Source organism: Bacillus cereus group sp. BceL062 (assembly GCF_051780025.1).
Classification (GTDB): domain Bacteria; phylum Bacillota; class Bacilli; order Bacillales; family Bacillaceae_G; genus Bacillus_A; species Bacillus_A toyonensis.
This window is the reverse complement of sequence record NZ_JBPWGY010000003.1, coordinates 1-20,339: the sequence shown is the minus strand read 5'-3', so window position 1 is coordinate 20,339 and position 20,339 is coordinate 1. Positions and strand designations below refer to the sequence as shown.

Below are 20,339 nucleotides of genomic sequence, written 5' to 3'. Positions count from 1 at the left end.
ATAGTGAAGAGTGTATTGAAAAATCGTTCATTCTTTTTTATGTGGATTGGTAGCGCAATTTCGGAATTAGGCGGAGCTTTCGGGACGTTGTGTAATTCAATTCTTGTTTATGAGTTAACGGGATCAAAAACAGCATTAAGTAGTATGTGGTTATTATATTTTATCCCATCTCTCATACTGCAACTAATAAGCGGACCATTTATTGATAAATGGAGCCGAAAGTGGATTATGATTTTTTCGCAATGGATGCGGGCATCTGTTTTCTTACTACCTTTAGTCATGGTAGTTACTAGTAATATAGAAGTTTGGCACGTGTATGTCGTTCAAATTATAATTGGGCTCATTACACCGCTTTATACACCTGCAAGTCAAGCAATTACACCGAGCATTGTAAGTAAAGAACAACTTCAAGATGCAAATGCGTATATTGATGGAATGACTCGTCTTATGATGTTTCTTGCGCCACTATTAGGTGGTATCGTTATTACATTCATTGGAATCAAATTAACAATGTTGTTCGTTTGTGTTTGTCTATTCATTAGTGGGGGATTGTTACTTTTCATAAAAGAAAAAAGAGTAAAACAAGAATTGAGAAAAACGTGGCTAGAACAGTTTCTTCACGGTTTTACATACTTTTTCACAAAACCAATCATCGTTTGGCTCGGTGTATTTCTTACTTTCGTACAGTTTGGAGTAGGGGTAACGATGGTTACAAATCTTCCTTATATAAAAGACGAGTTGTCCGCAGGATATGCGGAGTTTGGTTATTTTATGGCTGGTTTCCCGCTTGGCTATGTAGTTGGATCTATACTAGTCGGAAAAGTAATATATAAAAGCCGGCGTATACTTATGCTTGGTGGATTGTTTATAGGAGGGCTCACATACATTTCTCTAGGGTTCAATCATAGTATAATAATTGCGGTAATAACTGAAGTGATTGCAGGTGTTTGCATCGCATTTTTCAATGTTCATAACACGACAATATGCCAACAAACTGTCCCGAACAATATGATAGGAAAAGTATTTTCAGTTCGACTATTTTTCATACGATCCGCTATGCCGTTAGGTGTGTTAGTAGGAGGCATACTAAGTGAAATGTGGGGAGTTAGAGCACTATACCTTATCATCGGTGCGATTATATGTGTCACTTCTTTAATAGGAATATTACTCCCATATTTTAAATTTTCAGATGAGGCAGTTGAAGAGAAAACAGCATAATTCAAAAGATTTAAAACTTTGTAATTGAAAATAATTATCATAATCAACTATAATAGAAGAATACTAGTATTCGAATTACAAAGAGGGAGTGGGATATATGTTTATCGAAACGAAAACATTTACTGTAAAAGAAGGTACATCAAATATAGTTGTAGAACGTTTCACTGGAGAAGGCATAATTGAAAAATTTGAAGGCTTCATTGACTTAAGTGTTCTTGTGAAAAAAGTAAGACGCGGCGATGAAGAAGTTGTCGTTATGATTCGCTGGGAATCTGAAGAGGCATGGAAAAACTGGGAAACGAGTGAAGAACATTTAGCTGGACATAGAGCGGGCCGTGGTAAACCAAAACCAGATCATATCATTAACGTTGAACACGGTGTTTATTATGTGAAATCATCGAAAGCGGCTTATCAGCAGTCGTAAAATATAAGCAGAGGATACATGTTGTAGAAATTAACATGTATCCTCTTTTTTAGTACTGGAGGGATGTAAGTGATAGAAAACCTTTCATTTATTACATATGAAAAACATAAAGAAATAGTGGAAATAATTTTAAACGAATGTTTATCTATAGAAAAAGTAACCGGATTTATGCTCATCGGTTCTGTCGCAAGAGGTGATGCATATCCTGATTCGGATTTAGACTTATATATTCTTTTAGAAGACGGACAAAAGAAGCGATTTTATTCTGAAATGAGAGAAGATATTTTAGTTGAATATAAGTATGCTGATTTTAATCAAATACAAGTAAACTTTAAAAATAATCAGATGGAACTATATTCATTTTTAGAAGGGAAAATTTTGTTTGATAAAAGCGGTGAATTGAAAGAATTAAAGGCAATAGCAAAACAAAAATTTGAAAACTATCGAGTTGCTAGTGATAAAGTAAAGGGCATTTCTCATTGGTTACATAGTTCGCTCATTAAAATTCAGTCTGCTTTGAAAGCAAATGATGAGTTAAAAGCTTCATACATAGTTCATACGTCAACTTGGACATTGATAGAAGGGATATGGGCTATTAATAACAAACCTACACCGCCAGCGGGATCTGTTTTAAGGTATATTCAAGCGTTGCCGAATAAACCAATCCATTTGGAGACATTACTTCATAAATTATTTTTAGGGGATACAATAAAGCGTATTTCTTCAGCAATTTTCTTGATTGAGTGGGTTTTACACAATTTGAAAAGTAAATAATATGGCTATTATATATAGGTACATTAATATTGCACGTCGAATGATTCATGTAATTGCATTCATATTAAAAAAACGTTCTAGGCTATAGAGAAAAGTATTAGACTATAAAGCATAGTCTTAGATGGAACGCTTGAATATCTTACCTTACATATTTAAGTGTTATGAAAATGAGTCTACATACCCTGTACTTAAAAGGAGATGAGTGAATGAAGTTAAATCATTTGAATCTATGTGTTGATGATTTATCAGAAGCGAGACATTTCTTTGAAACTTTTTTTGATTTTCAATTTTTGGAGCAAAAAGGAAAGGCACTTGTAGTGATGAGCGATGAGAGTGGATTTATACTTGTGCTAAGTGATCCAAAAGCATTTAAGGGGAATAAGGAAGTGGTGTATCCAGAAGCTTTTCATATTGGTTTTTTAGTGGATACTCCAAATGAAGTTGATCAAGCATATAATCGTTTAGTAGCTGGTGGTATTGAAATAGACAAGGAACCGTATGCAATGAGAGGAAGTAGTTATGGTTTTTATTTTACAATGTTTAATGGATTGTTAATTGAAGTGTCTTGCCTTGACTATAAAGACGGTAAGAAAATTTAATAACAATTAACAAGAGTAAATTGTATGAAGAAGTAAGTATAGCCCCTTATCCAGTTTGGAAAGGGGCTGGATCATTTTAAGGGACATAAAAGTAAAAATAAGCGGATTTGGAAAACGATTTGTGAGATAGTATCTTTATTAATCTATCTGAATTTCAAATTCAAGCACAGCTTGATCTTTCCTAAACGGCATATTGAGTTCTTTAAATCGTAAGCTTATTCCAGACAAATTATCAGGAAGGGCAGGAGATACAACATATTGATGATTCATATGTCCATCAGTTCCGCCACCACCTTCTGGCCAGCAATCATATGTATCATCTATTGATAATTGGAAGAAACTAAGAGGCTTTTCTGCATTAATAGCTTCATTTGTGGAATCCCAATCGCTATATAAATAAATTACACTAGCATTGGCATATTGCCGAATAAAAGTTACCGTATACATGATGCCTTTATGTTCATAAGCTTTAAAAACAGGTATATGTTTTTTGAAATTAGTTGGTGCAACGCGAGGTTTAAATTCCGCTTCGTCCATCAGGGTAGAGAATAATGAATTTAGATAGTCTGGATAAAATCCGTATTGCTTTGCCCATTTATAAATTGCTTCATCATGTGGAAAACCTGGATTACCACATGAAAGTTCTTTTCGTTCTTTTAATAGGGCGCAAATCTTTTCATCGATAGTATATAATTTTTCATCGTAATAATCAGTAGGGCGTTCAAAAGACATTCGTTTCATAATCGTTCCTCCTTTTCTTCATTTTAACAAAAAAGAAATAATGATACATTTTTAAATATAAAAATTAAGTGAAAACTTAAAATTATTCATAAATCAAATATTGTAGATTTAAAATGAAGTTTCATAACAAGGTCTATTTTGCAAAGGAATTGCTTATGCATAAAATAGCAATAATGTTTCTTAATGCAAAAAATCTAGAGAATCAAGCAGGTTTCCCATATGGTACAGTACAAAACTATTATAAGTAGTACAGTGATATAAATAGGAGGTTACTACTATGACATCTGTATTTAAAGATATGGCGTTCCATCTAAGAACGGAACGACTCGATCTGAATATGTGGGAGGAATCGGATGCAGTCTGGCTTAGAGAACTAATTGGTGAACGTGGAGTGGAAATGCCAACCGTTGAATCTGTTCGTAACGATCTTATTGAGAAGCGCAAGAAAGCAGCTGAAAATGGTATTTCTCTTCTCACTATTCGTAGACGAGACGAAGGCGATTTTATCGGATACTGCGGCTTAATTATCGGTCGTTCCACGCTTGAAGAGCCGGAGATTGCATATGAGTTGTTCCGCAGTGCTCATCGCATGGGTTATGCGACAGAGGCGGCATCAGCGGTACTGGAGGCTGCGATTGCTACGGGTCGTAAAAGACTTTGGTCAACTGTAGGTGCTTGGAATACGGCGTCCTTCCGGGTATTAGAAAAGATAGGATTTAAGCGGCATCACAGTACGTTTGGTGAACGAGGTGAGATTGTTTGGAACGTACGCGATCTGTAGAAATCGGATTAGATTCGGAACAATTAAAAATGTAAAAGAAAGCCCATATGTTAGATATGGGCTTTTCCTAATAGTAAATATTGATTTTGTATATATTTAAGTGTAATAGTCTATCTTTTACCTTAGTTTTTTACATCATCATATAATTCCAGCGCCTCTTTCACATTCAATCCGTTCTTCACAATACCATGAATCGCTTGAATCATCGCAGCGGGGTGTTCGGATTGCCATATGTTTCGGCCCATGTCTACTCCAATTGCACCTTCTTGCAGTGCATTGTACGTAATGTTTAATGCGTCTTCGATTGAATCTAGTTTCGGTCCACCGGCGATGACGACTGGGGCAGGGCATGTGCTCGTTATTTTTTCAAATCCTTCGCAGTAGTACGTTTTAATAATGTCAGCACCCATTTCAACACATACGCGGGAAGCGAGTGCGAGGAAGCGTGCCTCTCTTTTTTGTAGTTCTTTTGCGACCGCGGTAATGCCGAGAACTGGTAATCCGTAATCATGAGCTTCTGAAACTACGTTTGCGAGATTTGAAACCGTTTGTGTTTCATAGTCTGATCCAACAAAGACAGAAACGCCGACGCCAATTGCGTTTTGTTTTACTGCTTCTTTCACAGGTGTAACAATAGTTTCGTTCGCTAAATCTTTACCGACGACAGTAGCTCCGCCAGATACACGCATAACCATCGGTGTGCTGCAGTTTTCAGGAATACAAGAGCTAAGTACACCGCGCGTTAAAAAAAGGGAATCTGTATAAGGAAGTAAGTTTTTAACTGTTTCTAATGGTTGTTCTAGTCCGTGAATCGGTCCTAAAAAATAGCCATGGTCGATCGCTAACATAACCGCTCTTCCATCAGGTAAAATTGTATTTAATCGATTTTTAAATCCCCAAGTCATTCGAAATCACTCCTTCGTTAATGTTGGATTTTCCGTTTGTACAGTATCTTTATTTGGTAAATATGGTGACTTTATAAAAACAGCTTTAAAAGGTTTGTCAGAATGGTTAATAAGATAATGAGATTCATGAGGACGAACTTGTAAGACATCACCTTGTTTAATTGGAACTCTTTCATTATTTACATAGAAGTCTATTTCTCCTTCTAATGCATAAAAGACTTCCTCGCATGTTGTATGGTAATGATTTTGAAACTCTTGCCCAGGCTGAATGACAACAAGGCCAAGATCAATATTTGGACCTTGTATTAAATATTTCGGCCCGTTATCACCGAAGCGATAGGAGAAATCATTTTCATTCGCTTTTCGCATACATTTCACTCCTTTATGTAATGTGTTACAGTGCACCTGGTGCGATCCACATATGTGATGTAAGTCCTATATCAGCTAAAGTGAGCTGACTGTCATACACAGTTTTCCAAGTTTCATAGAACGCCTTATACAGTTCGTGATTTTCAGTAACTGGTTCGAATGTATTTTCCCACTGTACAAACTGTTCGGCAGTCTCTCCTATAGATGAATATATGCCAACACCAACACCAGCAGCAATCGCAGTTCCTAAAGCAGCTGCTTCTTTCACAACAGGTACTTTAACAGGAATTCCGAGTACGTCTGAAAGAATTTGTGGCCAAAGTTTTCCTTTAGCGGCGCCGCCAGCAAAAATAACTTCAGAAGGGAACGTACCAGTTAGATTTTCTATTAATTTTAAGTTACCAAGTGTAACGAAGGCGGCATTTTCTTCGATAGCGCGGAACATTTCTTTTTTTCCACATTTGTCAGCATCTAAGCTTAAATTTAAAAAAGAAGGTGCGGCATGACGCCAAGAAATGTAGTTCATGACGTTTGAAAAAGTAGGGATAATGCCATGTGAACCGACCGGTACGTCTTTCGCTTGTTCTTCTAACAATTCATAAGCATCTACACCGAGTTTTTCTGCAAGTTTCTTTTCTTCTTGGCAAAAGGCATCTCGAAACCAGCGCATAACGAGACCTGGGAAAAAGGCAATCGTTTCATATTGCCATAGGTTTGGAACGACGTGGCAATTTACGCGAATCGCAGCATGCGGATCTGTTATTGGTTTAGTAATATTCACTTCTTGTTGCCAAAAGCTGCCCCCGCATATTAATGTTTGATTAGGCTTCACGACTCCAGTTCCGAGTGATGCCATTTGAGCATCTCCGCCCCCGGCGATTACAGGAATTCCTTCGCGTAAACCAGTTAATGCTGCACACTCTTTTGTAACATTACCAATCACGGTGCCAGCTTCATTTACTTTTGGTGAAAACGGTAAAGTTATCCCGCACTCTTTAGCGACATCGTTATCCCAAGTTCTATTGTGTAAATCAAAAATTCCGGACGTACAACCGTTTGAAGGGTCGATTTGCAGTACGCCGCTTAATTTATATAAAATCCAATCATTTAACATCGTAAAAGAATGAATATTGCTATAGACTTCAGGTTCATGTTTTTTAATCCAAAGTAGGCGAGGTAAAGCCCCTAATGAAAAAGTTTGCCCAGATCTTGTATATAAATCTTCTTCAAGATGTGACCGAATTTCTTTTAGTTCACTAACTTCAGCGGATGCGCGCCCATCAACATTTGCACAAGCCCATATTTCTTGCCCATCTTTATCATATAAAACAAAACCTTCTCGCATACTAGTAGCGCTAATAGCTTGAATAGAAGAAGGAAAGACATTACTTTTTTGTAGAACTTCTTTCGTGCACTGTTGTACTAGCTCCCAGTTTTCAATTACATCAAAATTCATAGATCCTGGGTAAAGAGGGTCGGTTTTATGAACCCATTCTTTTTGACTGACCGCAATTTGATTACCGAGTAAATCAAAAAGTACAGCTCGAATACTTCCCGTACCAGCATCAAAAGCTAATAAAGTAGACATTAACAATCACCATCCTTTCGTAATAAGGAGAGGGCTGTTTCCTCATCTGTAATTAATGTATGAATGAACTTTCCTTTTAAGGCACCATAAATTGCATCTATCTTTTCTGTACCTCCAGCAACACCAATGACATGTTTCATATTGCGAAGAATAGAGAGCGGCGTGCCAATAAGACGATTGTGATGCGGAAGCTCCAATAAATCGCCATTCGTATTATAAAACTGTCCTAAAATATCGCCAGTACCGTTTTGGCTACGAATATATGTCATTTCACGTAGTGTTAATTTTTCTTCTCTCACAATGGTAGCATCTTGAGATAACCCTCCAATACCGACAACTGCCGTTTGTGCAAGTGAAGCGACATGAAGCATATCTTTCACACTCGGTTCTGATAAAATACTTTTTGCCATTTCAGTAGTAGATGCAAGAAAAGGAGTGGGGATAATATGAAGATCACCTTGCATGTAATGTAAATAATTTTGTTTTCTTGGGAGGTAGTGGTTGACTCCGCCTGTTAGCGTTACGATTGAAAGATTAATAGAACTTTCAAAATGAATGTTTTCTAGCATTTTGCTAATCGTTTCTCCCCAGCCAATACCGAGTAAATCGCCTTGCTGGAGCTGAGTCTCTAAATATTGTGCAGCAGCTTTTCCGAGAGAAGTGGCATAATTGTTTATTGGAGTAGGGATAATGAAAGCATCTTTTAGGTTGAATTTTTTCATTAGGTCACGCTCAATGCTCAAACAGTGTAAACCAGTCCCTTTTACGTGAAAAGTAACGATTCCTTCACTGCGCGCCTTATCTAATAACCGAACCACTTTATTTCTTGAAATGTGAAGAAGTGAAGCGATTTCTTGTTGTGTTAATTGATCTTTATAATAGTACCAAGCGACTTTTGTTAACAAATTTTCTTCAAAGTTCAGCTGTGGCATACTCTTCATCCCTTTCAACAATTGACCAATGCTTAAACATATGTGCCACATATTTTGTTTATTCCAGTTGAAACGATGAAACGTCTGGTGAAAAAAGTGTTCTAGATATGAAAAAAGGAATATACAATGCTACAAAACAAGTAGAACAAATAATCATTTTCTCAAAAAATGTTCTGCATAAAGTGAAACTGTAATTAGTGGGGGTTTTATTCATTCCACTGATTTTCAGCCCGCACCAATCGGGCATGAACGGGTAGTAAATAGCGGGATAAAGGCAGGTGACATCATGTGGAGAACATGCCCTTATTACAAGTAAAGAAAATGAGTAAGGCGTTTTCAAATCAACTTGTGCTAAAAGAAGTGAACTTACAAGTAGAGCGTGGAGATATATACGCTTTAGTTGGGGGAAATGGTGCTGGAAAATCAACATTAATGAAAATATTAACGGGGTTATATTCGTATGATAGTGGAGAAATGTATGTAAAAGGAAAGAGGCAACAATTTTCAAATCCGTCAGAAGCACATCGAGAACGTATGTATTTAATACCACAAGAACCACTCATTTTTCCGCATATGACTATTGAAGAAAATATATGTATTGGGCTAAACAGAAAGAAAAAGGAACTGAAAGTAAAGATTCAGCAATTAATGGACAGTTTAGGTTGGGATATTGCCCTTTATGAGCTAGGAGCATCGTTATCCATTGCGCAGCAACAATTAGTAGAAATCGTTAGGGGATTAATACGAGAAGCCGAGATTCTTATTTTAGATGAGCCAACATCGACATTAACAACTCACGAAATGAAGAGTCTTTTTGTGTTGATGAAAAGTTTACAAGAAAAAGGAATTGGGATGATATACATTACGCATCGTTTTCCAGAAATCTTTGAAATTGCTAATAAAGTAGCGATATTACGTGATGGAATGATTATAAGCCAAGGAGATGTATGTGACTATACTTATGACATGCTGATGGAGGGACTATTGCCAAAAGGATATAAACAGGAAGAAAAAAGAGAAGTAGTTCAAGAGATAGAAAGGACGAAAAAAATATTAGAAGTAACGAATGTAACTGGCCACGCATTTTCAAATATATCATTCGCTGTACACGCTGGAGAAATTGTAGGTATTGCTGGCATCGTTGGATCAGGTAGAACTGAATTAGCAGAAGCGATATTTGGATTGAAATCTATAAAAACAGGGTCTATTTTATTAGAAGGAAAATCTATTGATACATTTTCTTTGCATAAAAGGCTAGGCGAAGGAATCGTTTATGTGCCAGAGGATAGGGCGAGGAATGGGATTTTCTCAATCGCATCTGTTACAGAAAATATTACAGCAGCATGTTTACAGCAAAATAATCGTTTTTTTATTAGCCGAGAAAAAGAAAGCGCTTTAGTGAAGTCGTATATAGACCAGTTTCGAATTGTTGTGCCAAACATGAATGAAGAACTGGCATCTTTATCAGGAGGTAATCAGCAAAAAGTCGTGCTTGCGAAATATTTAGCATGTAACCCAAAAATTATTATTCTCGATGAACCGACGCGCGGAATTGATGCAAAAGCAAGACTTGAAGTGTATGGAGCGATAGAAAAAATGAAAGGGGAAGGACTCGCCATATTAATTATCTCTTCAGATATTGAGGAAATTGTCCAATTTTCTAACCGTGTATATGTAATGCGAAATGGTCAATTTGTTTCTCATTTAGAGAAAGAACAAATGAGTGTAGGTGAAGTTACACGTCTTGCATACGGGGGTGTAACGGAATGAAACGCATGTATAAAATGCACGAAACGTCTATCATACTGTTACTACTTATGTATATAGCCATTGTCGGAATGATAAATCCTAGTTTTGTTCAGTTTAACTCGTTATCTTTAATGATGAAATCAAGCGTTATTTTAGTCGTTCTAGCAATTGGCCAATCTTTCGTCTTATTTACGAAAAATATAGACGTATCAGTTGGCTCGATTATGGGATTAAGCGCAGCGGTTTGCGGAATGTTGTTAACGAACGGGTATAGTGCATTCTTTTCAATCGTTGCTACTATTATACTTGGCACTATTATCGGTTTCGTAAACGGGATTGGCGTTGCGAAGTTTCGGGTACCAGCCATTATTATGACATTAGGCATGCTAGGAATTATTAGAGGTGCAATGTTAATCTTCACAGGCGGGAAGTGGATTGAAGATATACCAAACGATTTTAAGCAGCTGTCATCTATCGTCATACTTGGTCTACCGATAACTGTATGGATTGTTCTTATTATTTTACTACTACTCTATTTCTTTTTAATGAAAGTGCCGTACGGAAGATACTTTTATGCGGTAGGTGATAATGAAAATGGTGCAAGACTCATTGGGATACCTGTTAATAAAGTGAAGATAAATGCGTTTATTATATCGGGCATAAGTGCGGCACTTGCTGGTTGCATTTTTGTTATGAATATCGGGTTCATTCCAAATCAAACAGGTACAGGGATAGAACTACAGGTTATCGCAGCTGCTGTGCTAGGAGGAATTCATTTAAAAGGGGGAACAGGTTCTATATTTGGGGCCGCATTAGGAGCATTATTTTTAGAAGCAATAAGCAGTTCACTCGTCTTTTTAAAAATACCAGCATTTTGGAATAATGCTATTTCAGGATTTTTACTATTACTTATTATTATATTAGATAGTGTAATGAAAAAGTGGAGAGCAGAAAGGAGGATGAATATATGAAGCATGTTTACAGATGGGAAGGTGTTCTAATCGTATTCCTTCTTATAGAATTCATTCTCTTTAGTTTTCTAAATAGTGATTTCTTCAACGTTAGTAATCTCCTTTTTAGTACAAATGATTTCCTATTTATCGCAATCGCGGCGATACCAATGACTTTCGTTATTGTAACAGGAGGAATTGATGTATCGGTCGGCTCAATAATGGGGCTCACTTCAATTTTGATTGGTGTACTTTGGATGAGCGGAATACCTATTTTGTTTGCTGTCATAATCGCCCTAATAATAAGTTCCTTAGCAGGCGCTTTAAACGGAATCATTATAAAAATGACAGGTGTAGAACCACTTGTCGTTACACTCGGAACGATGTTTTTATACGGAGGAATTGCGCTCGTCATTTCAGGAGGTGCGGGCGCTTCTGGATACGAAGGAATAAGTGGCTTACCTGATGCGTATGTGCAACTGGCAAATGGTAGTTTAATAGGAATACCTAATCTATTATGGATCCTTATCGTATTAACTGTTTTATGCACTGTATTGTTTCATCGTACCATATATGGGCGCCACGTAAAATTAACAGGCGCAAACGAAAATACAGCGAAATACACCGGAATCAAAACGGAGAAAGTAGTCATCATCGCTTATATAATTTCTGGGTTAGGAGGTGGATTAGGGGGAGCTTTCTTAACTGCATATTTTGGTTCCGCACGTGCTGATATGGGAAGTGAAACGATTTTACCGATCATTACAGCAGTCGTATTAGGCGGGACACTTATTACAGGGGGAAAAGGAAGTATTATCGGTACTGTACTAGCGAGTGTATTTATAGGACTAATGCAGTATGGCTTGCAAATGACAGGCTTAACTAATGAACAATCCAATGTAGTAATTGGTATTATCCTTATTCTTTCAGTTATTATGAGGCATTTCAAAGTACATCCATTCTTAGCGGGAAAAAGAAGGAATTTGCATAAGGGGGAAATGTCATGAAGAGAAAACTGGGGATTGTTATTATTGTATGTATTTGTTTAATCGGTTTAATTGCTTGCTCTAGTCAAACAGCAGATAAGAAAAAGGCTGATGATGTAAAATTTGCATTCATCCCGAAATTAACTGGAGTTGGTTTCTTCACATCAGGTGGTGAAGGCGCGAAAGAGATGGGGGATAAGCTAGGTGTACAAGTAAAATATGATGGACCGTCTGAAGCGAGTGTATCAGGACAAGTAAAATATATAAACAATTTTATTAACCAAAACTATGATGCACTAATGGTTTCTTCTACGTCGGTGGACGGCCTATCACAATCACTGCAACGTGCTAAGAAAAAAGGGATGACAGTGTTAACGTGGGATTCTGATGTGAATCCGAAAGATCGTTCTTTTTATATAAGTCAAGGAACCCCAGATCAACTTGCTAATGTATTGATTGAAATGACTTCAAAGCAAATTGGAGATAAAGGAAAAGTAGCATTCTTTTATTCAAGTCCAACTGTAACGGATCAAAACCAATGGGTAACGAAGGCGAAAGAAATAATTAAAAAGAAATATCCGAACTGGGAAATTGTAACGACTCAGTATGGTGAAAATAATGCGCAAAAGTCTTTGTCAGTAGGGGAGAACATATTAAAAACGTATCCTGATATAAACGCAGTCATTTGTCCAGATGCAACAGCACTTCCAGCAATGGCACAAGCAGCAGAAAATTTAAAAATGGATAAAAAAGTAGTTGTAACTGGATTTTCTACGCCGAACGTTATGCGTGATTATGTAAAACGAGGAACAGTACAACAATTTGGATTATGGGATGTAAAACAGCAAGGGGCTCTCGCAACATATGTAGCAAATGAAATTGTTGTAAAAGGGAAGAAGTTAAAAGTAGGGGATAGCTTCGAAGTAAAAGGTATCGGAAAAGTGAAAGTAGAGCCTAACTCCATACAAGGATATGACTATGAGGCAGAAGGAAACGGAATTATCGTATTACCAGAGCGAGTTGTCTTTACGAAAGATAATATTGATAAGTATAATTTTTAAAGAAGAAAAAACGTCCGAATATATCGGACGTTTTTATTATGTCATTTTGTGAATGTATTCATTAATTATGAACAGTTTCTTTTTCGTTTAATCCAAGTGTACGTCCAGTTGAAGTGTGTAAATCTTGGAATAGTCTTGGATTTTCAGTAAGAGAAATGCCATAAGAAGGAATCATTTCTTTTATTTTTTCTTCCCATCCTAATATACGATCAGGGAAACATTTTTCTAATACTTCAAGCATGACGTGAACGGCAGTAGAAGCACCTGGTGAAGCACCTAGTAATGCAGCGATTGACCCGTCAGCTGCACTTACAACTTCTGTACCGAATTGAAGTGTGCCTTTACCGCCAGCATCAGTATCTTTAATTACTTGTACACGTTGCCCAGCAACTACAATATCCCAATCTTCACTTTTTGCGTTCGGAATGAATTCGCGTAATTCTTCCATACGTTTTTCATGTGATAACATAACTTGTTGAATTAAGTATTTTGTTAGTCCCATTTCTTTTACACCAGCAGCTAACATCGTTAAGACGTTATTCGGTTTTACAGAACCGATTAAGTCAAGATTTGAACCAGTTTTTAAGAATTTAGGTGAGAACCCTGCGAACGGTCCGAACAGTAAAGCTTTTTTATTATCTATATATCTCGTATCTAGATGAGGTACAGACATTGGTGGAGCACCAACTTTAGCTTTACCGTATACTTTTGCATGATGTTGCTCAATTACTTTTTGATTTTTACATACCATAAATAGTCCACTTACCGGGAATCCACCGATATGTTTTGATTCAGGAATACCTGTCTTTTGTAGTAGAGGTAGGCTACCGCCACCGCCACCGATAAAGACAAATTTTGCAGTATGATGCTCAATTTTACCACTATTCATATCGTGTACTTTTACTTCCCACAAACCATTTTTCGTGCGTTTAATATTTTCGACACTATGTTTGTAGTTTAGCTCGACATTTTTCGTTTGTAAGTAATCAAACAACATACGTGTTAATGCACCGAAGTTAACATCTGTTCCAGAGTCAATCTTCGTTGCAGCCATCGGTTCATTAGATGTACGACCTTCCATAATGAGAGGAAGCCATTTTTTTAATGTTTCAGGAGCATCAGAAAACTCCATTCCTTGAAACAGTGGATTTTTTGAAAGCGCTTCAAAACGGTTTTTTAGAAACTCTACATTTTTTTCCCCTTCTACTAAACTCATATGAGGAAGTGGCATAATAAAATCTTGTGGATTACGAATTAATTTGCTTTTTACAAGATATGCCCAAAATTGTCTTGAAAGCTGGAATTGCTCATTCACTTTTACAGCCTTACTAATATCTATAGATCCGTCAGATTTTTCGGAAGTATAGTTCAGTTCGCATAGCGCAGAATGCCCTGTACCTGCATTATTCCATTCGTTAGAGCTTTCTTCCCCGGCACTTGCGAGTTTTTCAAAAACTTTAATTTCCCATTCAGGTGCTAATTCTTTTAGTAATGAGCCTAACGTTGCACTCATAATTCCTGCACCAATTAAGATAACGTCTGTTTTTTGCTGCATGTTGCTCATGATAATCTCTCCATCCCCTATATTGGCAAAAAAGAGTAGGTGTTTTCTATGTCTAAGCCGTAAAAGAGAAACACCGCCTAGGCCCCACCTAGGTGTATACCTTTTTTGTCTCAATTATATAACCATCTCATACTCTATTATAATAATTAATAGACTAAAATATCTAGTGTTATCTGATAATTTTAAACTATTTAACGTTTTATTTGCCAAAATTCTTATTTAACAAGCACTTTTCAGTTAATGAATAGAAAAAAATTAAAGTTTGAAATTATCTCGAAAAAGCTTACGTATCCTTAAGTGACTAAATCGAGTACCTTTTTATGGGATTTTTCTCTTGGTAATGGTGAGATTATTCTGGAAAATGAAAAGTAGGGACTTTAATGCGTACAAAAGAGCAAATTTCAAACTTATTTCGAAACTTTTCAATAAAGGAATGTAAAGGGTCAAGTGATTTATATGAATATTTATCAATGAAAATTGCTGAAGATGAGGAAGTACTTACACTATCGTCCTATGCTCAGGTAGGTCAACCAGTCCCAAACTTATTATTAGGTGCAGTACATTATTTATTGCTTGCAGGGAAAGAACATCATTTAAAAACGTATTATAGTAGTTTAGTTGAAAATGCCGAAACAAATTTAGATAAAGCTTTTGATTATTTTAAAGGTTTCTGTAAAGAATACCGAGAAGAAATCATTACTTTGTTACAAACAAAACTCGTTCAAACAAATGAAGTAAGAAGGTGTGCATACTTATACCCAAGTTTCTGTTACATATTTAACAAAGTGAATAAACCAGTAGCATTAATTGAAATTGGGACAAGCTCTGGATTACAATTGCTCTGGGACCAATACCGTTATTCGTACGGAACGGATGAAATGTACGGAAGTGTAAATTCAAATGTGCATGTAACTTCTGAAATAAGAGGGGAGAATGTGCCGTGTTTTCTAAAACAAAGTCCGCCTGTCGTAGAAAGAATCGGGCTTGATTTACATGTGAATGATTTACATAATGAAGAAGATTATTTATGGCTACGTGCACTCATTTGGCCAGAACATAAAGAAAGGCTTTAAATGTTTGACCAAGCAGCGATGCTTGTAAAAGAAAAATCAGTGCAATTAATTGAAGGTGACGGTGTAGCGCTTCTTCCGGCCATTGTAAATCAAATAAGGGAAGATGCTGTTATTTGTATTTTCCATACACATGTGGCAAACCAAATACCTGAAAATGTAAAACATACGCTAGAAAAACAAATTAAAGAAATTGGTGCAAAACGTGATGTATTCCACCTATATAACAACATGTGGGATCGTGATCTTCATATTGATTATTATATTAACGGAAACGAATATCGTGAAACTGTTGGGGAAACGGAAGGGCATGGGAGATGGTTTAGTTGGAAGCTTGGGGATGAGTCGCTTTGTTAATGTAATTCTATAGGAAGGGGACCTTTTGTTTTAGAATTTAAATTATCTGATTAATATGATAATAATTTATGATAAGTTGTATATAAAGATAAGACAAAAAGGATGATAAGCATGCAAAAGAGACCAGACGCAAATGAATATAATCCGTATTATTCAACGTACATAAATTTAATACCAAATGGAGATATCATACGTATTCTAGAGCAACAAATGAAGGAAACAAATCTTTTATTGAAAGATATTCCTGATAGTGAGGGACATTTTCGATATGCTCCTAATAAATGGAGTATAAAAGAAGTAATCGGTCATATTGTGGATACTGAACGTATTATGGCATATCGATTGCTTTCCATAGCAAGAGGCGAGACAGCAGAACTTCCTGGATATAACGATGATATGTATGTTCTTAGAGCAGCTCAAGATCTTCTTGAGAATTTAACAGTTGTTCGCCAATCTACTGTGCATTTGCTTAAAAGTTTAGATAAAGAAGCCTGGTTACAAAGGGGAATCGCGAACAATTCTGAAGTCACGGTTCTTGCATTAGCAAACATTATCGCTGGTCATGAGCTTCATCATCGTCAAATTATAAAAGAACGTTATTTGGGTTCTAATGCATATCCAGCATGTTAAAATAAAAAAATAGTAGTACCTGCAAAAGAAGGAAGAAATGCATACCAAGTGTATATAAACGATAGTATGTTGTCTAAAAAAGAGCTTGAGAAAGTTTTACTTTCGGTGGTGGAATAGTGCGTGGTATGTAGAGACTACATGAAAAACGGTGAAAGTAATAACTGATTCGTTTTTTATACTCATAATATTATTATGTATACAAATTTAACGGATGTACATTTGTTAAATGATTCAATATTTTTGATTTTTTTATGGCTGTATCAGTATGATGTTCTTAGGGGGGATCATATGTGTAAACACAAAAGGGTCATAGCGATTTCAGGAAGTATTAGGGAAGGGTCATCCAACACAAACGTATTAAAAACTTTAGCAGCATTTATTCCAGAAGGTATAGATTACACTATTTATAATGGGATAGGGGAACTACCTCATTTTAATCCGGATGTAGATCGAGTTGGAGCACCGATTGTTGTTGAAAAATTTCGAAAGACATTAAGTGAGGCACATGCACTTATTATTTGTACACCAGAGTACGCAAAAAGTATTCCAGGAGTTTTGAAGAATGCATTAGAATGGCTTGTTTCATCAGTGGAACTTTATAAAAAGCCAGTTGCTATTATAACAGCTTCACCGTCGATTGCTGGAGGGGATAAAGCTCATGAATCATTATTACTTACGCTAGGTATGCTAGATACAATTGTCGTTCAAAATGGTTCGCTATTAATCCCATCAGTGCGCACTAAATTTAGTGATGATGCAAAGGTAACAGATGAGGATACAAAGGAAGCTCTTATCTCTTTAGTTCAAAGTGTAGTAGACGAGATAAAGAAATAATGATTTAGTTCGTATTAAAGTGAAAATGGACTTTTATAATAATAAAAGATAAAAGCAATGCTACGGTTAGTTCAAATGTAGCACTGCTTTTTTATATAGTTAAATATATGTACTCAAAATCTCCCCAGGCAATCCATCAATCTCGCAAATTTTTTCAGATGTAAAACCGAAGTTTAATAATATTTTACGAGAGGGGATATTATTCGGATCAATAATTGCTTTTAATACGTTTACTTCTGTTTGCTTCGCTATATGCATTAATTCCTTTGCAATCGCACTACCATATCTCTTTCCCCAGTATCCTGGCAAAATCATATAACCAATTTCAGCCTCTTTTTCATTTTCCTCACTGAGTGTAACGTGTCCAAGGCCGATATATTCATTTGTAATAGAGTCATACACTTTATAGGAGCCAAATAGCCGATGCTTTTCGTTGCGCTTTAACAATTTTTCAAAGTTATTTTGTGCCTCATCTAACGGAATGGCACGCTCGGTAATTTGCGCCATCACTTCTTCATTTGATACGAGTTGGAAATATTGATTGAAATCTGTTGCTCCATATTTAGTAAAATATAGCTTTTGCATAATATTCCTCCAAACCAATTTTTATTTGTTCTTCAGAAAAGAAGAAGTAAGCTAAATCGTAATTTCAATTTGATTACCTTCCGGATCGCCTATCACACTTTCGTAATATCCATCTCCAGTGAAACGAGGTCCACTTAATAAAGGGTAACCATCATCTTGTAATGTTGTAGTAAATGTATTTACACGTTCTTCACTACCGACAGAAAAAGCCATATGTGCATAGCCAGTTATATGAAGGTTAGGCTGGTTTTCTATACCTTTTTTACGCATTAGTTCGATCCTTGCTCCAGATTCGAACGTAATAAAATAAGATTCAAATTGTTTCGCTTCATTAAGATATAAAGAGTTTGATTTACCGTTAAAGTATTTTATATAAAAATCACGCATTAATTCTAAATCATTTACCCAAATTGCGATATGTTCAATTTTCATAGGTTCCACCAATCCTATCTGTACTAATTAGGCTTTCACTGTATAAAAACTGTATTTATATTACAAGGAATTTGATTTGGCAAAAAAGATAATTTTTAATTTTTAGTTGTGTCCGTACATACAATGTGTAATTAAGTGAATGACTTACATAGGAATTACAGAAAAGAGTGAATGAGGCTTATGAGTCAATTTGAGCAAATGATGTACGTGGGTGTCATTATGTCTATTGTACTTTCCGTAATGATATTGGGGTCTGTATATTATAATCCTCGTCTATCATTAAATGATTATCCGAAAGATATTCAAAAGGTAGTTCTTCCGAAATCAATTCATGAAAAAAAGCAAACGATTTACTTTAATATTGCATACAATATAATTCTTTTCGGTACTCCTTTCGTTTCTACATATATACTACATCAACAAGAAAAATTATTGTATATTGAAGCTTATTTACATACTTTAGGAATTTTAATGATCTTCAATTTAGTAGATTTAATTATAATTGATTGGCTTATTTTTTGCTGGATTACTCCGAGGTTTGTTGTTATTCCTTGTACGGATGGGATGAAGGGATATAAAGATTACATGTTCCATTTAAGAGGGGCTATAGTCGGTACTTCATTTTTAGCAATTGTAAGTTTATTTCTGGCAGGAATTGCAACGACTATTTAGTAAAAAGAAAAAGGATTAGAAACGTTTATATAAGATAAAGAGATTGATAATTTATAGAATTAAAAATGAGAATTTGATACTATTGGAGTAAAGGGTTTTAATAACGGTATATTAGGCAGTATAAATATATCGTTGCAAATGTTTTGATATTCCGTGAAATTACCTAATTTTATGGGAGCATTTCATAAAACCCAAAAAAAGCAATGGAGGCTAATATGAAAAAAATAATTGGCGCAGCAACAGCAACAGTTTTTGGATTGGGGGCTTTTACTACATCTGCTATCGCAGAAACGATCGTAACAGCGGATGTACTCAACGTACGTGAAAAGCCAACTACGGAATCAAAAGTTATCGAAAAAGTAAAAGAAGGACAAAAGTTAAAAGTAATAAATACCGAAGAAGGATGGTCAAAAATTGATTTAAATGGTAAAGAATTGTTTGTAAGTTCGGAGTTTACAAAAGATATTTATCATGTAACAGCAAACTTGTTAAATGTACGCTCTGAAGCAAACACAGAATCAGAAATTCTTGGTAGACTGAAAAAAGATGATGTAATTGAATCAACGCATCAAGCAAAAGACGGATGGCTACAATTTGAGTATAAAGGAAAAACAGCTTATGCAAATGTTTCTTTCCTATCAAGTACAGCACCAAGTGAAAAGAAAGCTGGAGAGAAAACGAAGCAAGTAGCGAAAGTACAAAAAGCGGTAAAAGCTAAGGAAGAAGACAAAACGCAGAAAGTAGCAAAAATACAGGAAATAGCAAAAACGAAAGAAACAACAAAAGTGCTGGAAGAAGTAAAAGTACAAGAAGTAGCAAAAGGTAAGGAAGAAAAGAAAGTGCAAGAAATAGCGAAGCCTAAAGAAGAAACAAAAGTACAAGAAATAGCGAAGCCTAAGGAAGAAGCAAAAGTAAAAGAGGTAGAAAAAGTTAAAGAAGAAGCAAAAGCCCAAGAAATAGCAAAGGCTAAGGAAGAAGCAAAAGTAAAAGAGGTAGAAAAAGTTAAGGAAGAAGCGAAAGCCCAAGAAATAGCAAAGGCTAAAGAAGAAGCGAAAGCCCAAGAAATAGCAAAGGCTAAAGAAGAAGCGAAAGCCCAAGAAATAGCAAAGGCTAAAGAA

Annotated in this window: 21 protein-coding genes and 1 pseudogene; 14 read left to right on the top strand and 8 right to left on the bottom strand. The window is 35.9% G+C overall.

Features of this window, described 5'->3' with window-relative positions; genetic code table 11:
• Window positions 1–3: 3 nt before the first annotated feature.
• The 4 genes from ACS2MN_RS08420 to ACS2MN_RS08405 all read left to right on the top strand — a co-directional run bounded on the left by ACS2MN_RS08420 (window position 4) and on the right by ACS2MN_RS08405 (window position 3,015).
• Entirely contained in the window at window positions 4–1,218 is a 1,215-nt protein-coding gene (locus tag ACS2MN_RS08420; RefSeq protein WP_438894683.1) for an MFS transporter, read from the top strand.
• Between the two features lie 97 nt (window positions 1,219–1,315).
• Window positions 1,316–1,642 carry a heme-degrading monooxygenase HmoA gene (gene hmoA / locus ACS2MN_RS08415; protein ID WP_000469501.1) on the top strand — a complete coding sequence of 109 codons (327 nt, stop codon included), beginning with the start codon at window positions 1,316–1,318 and terminating at the stop codon, window positions 1,640–1,642.
• Between the two features lie 69 nt (window positions 1,643–1,711).
• Entirely contained in the window at window positions 1,712–2,416 is a 705-nt protein-coding gene (locus ACS2MN_RS08410) for a nucleotidyltransferase family protein (protein ID WP_087949195.1), read from the top strand.
• Window positions 2,417–2,622: 206 nt separating this feature from the next.
• A complete protein-coding gene (locus tag ACS2MN_RS08405; protein ID WP_438894682.1) occupies window positions 2,623–3,015 on the top strand; it encodes a VOC family protein in 393 nt (130 codons plus the stop codon).
• Window positions 3,016–3,153: 138 nt separating this feature from the next.
• Here the strand turns inward: ACS2MN_RS08405 and ACS2MN_RS08400 are convergent, their stop codons facing one another.
• A complete protein-coding gene (locus ACS2MN_RS08400; protein ID WP_088054806.1) occupies window positions 3,154–3,756 on the bottom strand; it encodes a hypothetical protein in 603 nt (200 codons plus the stop codon).
• Window positions 3,757–4,033: 277 nt separating this feature from the next.
• Here ACS2MN_RS08400 and ACS2MN_RS08395 point away from each other — a divergent pair, with 277 nt between their 5' ends.
• Complete coding sequence (locus ACS2MN_RS08395) at window positions 4,034–4,537, top strand: GNAT family N-acetyltransferase (RefSeq protein ID WP_000204928.1); 504 nt, start codon at window positions 4,034–4,036, stop codon at window positions 4,535–4,537.
• A gap of 122 nt (window positions 4,538–4,659) precedes the next feature.
• Here ACS2MN_RS08395 and lsrF read toward each other — a convergent pair whose 3' ends face one another.
• From lsrF to ACS2MN_RS08375, 4 genes are read right to left on the bottom strand one after another with little or no spacing between them, the layout of a single operon-like run.
• Complete coding sequence (lsrF, locus tag ACS2MN_RS08390; RefSeq protein ID WP_000219772.1) at window positions 4,660–5,442, bottom strand: 3-hydroxy-5-phosphonooxypentane-2,4-dione thiolase; 783 nt, start codon at window positions 5,440–5,442, stop codon at window positions 4,660–4,662.
• A gap of 6 nt (window positions 5,443–5,448) precedes the next feature.
• Window positions 5,449–5,811: a cupin domain-containing protein gene (locus tag ACS2MN_RS08385; protein ID WP_001224017.1), complete on the bottom strand. Its 363-nt coding sequence runs from the start codon at window positions 5,809–5,811 to the stop codon at window positions 5,449–5,451.
• A 25-nt stretch (window positions 5,812–5,836) separates the two neighbouring features.
• On the bottom strand, window positions 5,837–7,399 hold the full coding sequence (lsrK, locus tag ACS2MN_RS08380) for an autoinducer-2 kinase (RefSeq protein ID WP_142344945.1): 1,563 nt from the start codon (window positions 7,397–7,399) through the stop codon (window positions 5,837–5,839).
• Window positions 7,399–8,349 (bottom strand): sugar-binding transcriptional regulator, encoded by a 951-nt coding sequence (locus tag ACS2MN_RS08375; protein ID WP_015000641.1) that lies wholly within the window; start codon window positions 8,347–8,349, stop codon window positions 7,399–7,401. The genes lsrK and ACS2MN_RS08375 overlap by 1 nt, the downstream gene beginning before the upstream one ends.
• A 270-nt stretch (window positions 8,350–8,619) precedes the next feature.
• Between ACS2MN_RS08375 and ACS2MN_RS08370 the strand changes: the two genes are divergently transcribed.
• From ACS2MN_RS08370 to lsrB, 4 genes are read left to right on the top strand one after another with little or no spacing between them, the layout of a single operon-like run.
• Window positions 8,620–10,101 (top strand): sugar ABC transporter ATP-binding protein, encoded by a 1,482-nt coding sequence (locus ACS2MN_RS08370; RefSeq protein ID WP_000429594.1) that lies wholly within the window; start codon window positions 8,620–8,622, stop codon window positions 10,099–10,101.
• Window positions 10,098–11,051, top strand: a complete 954-nt coding sequence (locus tag ACS2MN_RS08365; protein WP_000827680.1) for an ABC transporter permease subunit — start codon at window positions 10,098–10,100, stop codon at window positions 11,049–11,051. The genes ACS2MN_RS08370 and ACS2MN_RS08365 overlap by 4 nt, the downstream gene beginning before the upstream one ends.
• Window positions 11,048–12,037, top strand: coding sequence for an ABC transporter permease (locus tag ACS2MN_RS08360; protein WP_000683488.1), 990 nt, complete (start codon window positions 11,048–11,050; stop codon window positions 12,035–12,037). Before ACS2MN_RS08365 ends, ACS2MN_RS08360 begins: the two co-directional genes overlap by 4 nt.
• The gene (gene lsrB / locus ACS2MN_RS08355) at window positions 12,034–13,077 is read left to right on the top strand and encodes an autoinducer 2 ABC transporter substrate-binding protein LsrB (protein WP_000823645.1); all 1,044 of its coding nucleotides are present in this window, start codon (window positions 12,034–12,036) and stop codon (window positions 13,075–13,077) included. The genes ACS2MN_RS08360 and lsrB overlap by 4 nt, the downstream gene beginning before the upstream one ends.
• 61 nt (window positions 13,078–13,138) lie before the next feature.
• Here lsrB and ACS2MN_RS08350 read toward each other — a convergent pair whose 3' ends face one another.
• Window positions 13,139–14,641: a malate:quinone oxidoreductase gene (locus ACS2MN_RS08350; protein WP_000069153.1), complete on the bottom strand. Its 1,503-nt coding sequence runs from the start codon at window positions 14,639–14,641 to the stop codon at window positions 13,139–13,141.
• A 380-nt stretch (window positions 14,642–15,021) separates the two neighbouring features.
• Between ACS2MN_RS08350 and ACS2MN_RS08345 the strand changes: the two are divergent.
• The 3 genes and pseudogenes from ACS2MN_RS08345 to ACS2MN_RS08335 all read left to right on the top strand — a co-directional run bounded on the left by ACS2MN_RS08345 (window position 15,022) and on the right by ACS2MN_RS08335 (window position 17,532).
• Window positions 15,022–16,068: pseudogene (locus ACS2MN_RS08345) on the top strand (DUF2332 domain-containing protein).
• 111 nt (window positions 16,069–16,179) lie between these two features.
• On the top strand, window positions 16,180–16,698 hold the full coding sequence (locus ACS2MN_RS08340) for a DinB family protein (protein WP_001172117.1): 519 nt from the start codon (window positions 16,180–16,182) through the stop codon (window positions 16,696–16,698).
• A 288-nt stretch (window positions 16,699–16,986) separates the two neighbouring features.
• Window positions 16,987–17,532: an NADPH-dependent FMN reductase gene (locus ACS2MN_RS08335; protein ID WP_087949187.1), complete on the top strand. Its 546-nt coding sequence runs from the start codon at window positions 16,987–16,989 to the stop codon at window positions 17,530–17,532.
• Between the two features lie 99 nt (window positions 17,533–17,631).
• On the opposite strand, the gene ACS2MN_RS08330 is transcribed toward ACS2MN_RS08335, so the two are convergent.
• Both ACS2MN_RS08330 and ACS2MN_RS08325 read right to left on the bottom strand, forming a co-directional pair.
• Window positions 17,632–18,117, bottom strand: coding sequence for a GNAT family N-acetyltransferase (locus ACS2MN_RS08330; protein WP_346994532.1), 486 nt, complete (start codon window positions 18,115–18,117; stop codon window positions 17,632–17,634).
• A gap of 51 nt (window positions 18,118–18,168) precedes the next feature.
• Window positions 18,169–18,549, bottom strand: coding sequence for a VOC family protein (locus ACS2MN_RS08325; protein ID WP_346994533.1), 381 nt, complete (start codon window positions 18,547–18,549; stop codon window positions 18,169–18,171).
• A 180-nt stretch (window positions 18,550–18,729) separates the two neighbouring features.
• Between ACS2MN_RS08325 and ACS2MN_RS08320 the strand changes: the two genes are divergently transcribed.
• Both ACS2MN_RS08320 and ACS2MN_RS08315 read left to right on the top strand, forming a co-directional pair.
• Window positions 18,730–19,221 (top strand): hypothetical protein, encoded by a 492-nt coding sequence (locus ACS2MN_RS08320; RefSeq protein ID WP_000077243.1) that lies wholly within the window; start codon window positions 18,730–18,732, stop codon window positions 19,219–19,221.
• Between the two features lie 215 nt (window positions 19,222–19,436).
• Window positions 19,437–20,339 (top strand): SH3 domain-containing protein (locus tag ACS2MN_RS08315; protein ID WP_438894681.1); only part of this gene is annotated, 903 nt, incomplete at its 3' end.

What these genes read in the sequence shown, in the direction of transcription:
- ACS2MN_RS08325 (WP_346994533.1), bottom strand. Translation starts at nt 18,549, where the DNA reads ATGAAAATTGAACATATCGCAATTTGGGTAAATGATTTAGAATTAATG.
- lsrK (WP_142344945.1), bottom strand. Translation starts at nt 7,399, where the DNA reads ATGTCTACTTTATTAGCTTTTGATGCTGGTACGGGAAGTATTCGAGCT.
- ACS2MN_RS08330 (WP_346994532.1), bottom strand. Translation starts at nt 18,117, where the DNA reads ATGCAAAAGCTATATTTTACTAAATATGGAGCAACAGATTTCAATCAA.
- ACS2MN_RS08335 (WP_087949187.1), top strand. Translation starts at nt 16,987, where the DNA reads ATGTGTAAACACAAAAGGGTCATAGCGATTTCAGGAAGTATTAGGGAA.
- lsrF (WP_000219772.1), bottom strand. Translation starts at nt 5,442, where the DNA reads ATGACTTGGGGATTTAAAAATCGATTAAATACAATTTTACCTGATGGA.
- ACS2MN_RS08365 (WP_000827680.1), top strand. Translation starts at nt 10,098, where the DNA reads ATGAAACGCATGTATAAAATGCACGAAACGTCTATCATACTGTTACTA.
- ACS2MN_RS08395 (WP_000204928.1), top strand. Translation starts at nt 4,034, where the DNA reads ATGACATCTGTATTTAAAGATATGGCGTTCCATCTAAGAACGGAACGA.
- lsrB (WP_000823645.1), top strand. Translation starts at nt 12,034, where the DNA reads ATGAAGAGAAAACTGGGGATTGTTATTATTGTATGTATTTGTTTAATC.
- ACS2MN_RS08385 (WP_001224017.1), bottom strand. Translation starts at nt 5,811, where the DNA reads ATGCGAAAAGCGAATGAAAATGATTTCTCCTATCGCTTCGGTGATAAC.
- ACS2MN_RS08340 (WP_001172117.1), top strand. Translation starts at nt 16,180, where the DNA reads ATGCAAAAGAGACCAGACGCAAATGAATATAATCCGTATTATTCAACG.
- ACS2MN_RS08350 (WP_000069153.1), bottom strand. Translation starts at nt 14,641, where the DNA reads ATGAGCAACATGCAGCAAAAAACAGACGTTATCTTAATTGGTGCAGGA.
- ACS2MN_RS08400 (WP_088054806.1), bottom strand. Translation starts at nt 3,756, where the DNA reads ATGAAACGAATGTCTTTTGAACGCCCTACTGATTATTACGATGAAAAA.
- hmoA (WP_000469501.1), top strand. Translation starts at nt 1,316, where the DNA reads ATGTTTATCGAAACGAAAACATTTACTGTAAAAGAAGGTACATCAAAT.
- ACS2MN_RS08320 (WP_000077243.1), top strand. Translation starts at nt 18,730, where the DNA reads ATGAGTCAATTTGAGCAAATGATGTACGTGGGTGTCATTATGTCTATT.
- ACS2MN_RS08405 (WP_438894682.1), top strand. Translation starts at nt 2,623, where the DNA reads ATGAAGTTAAATCATTTGAATCTATGTGTTGATGATTTATCAGAAGCG.
- ACS2MN_RS08360 (WP_000683488.1), top strand. Translation starts at nt 11,048, where the DNA reads ATGAAGCATGTTTACAGATGGGAAGGTGTTCTAATCGTATTCCTTCTT.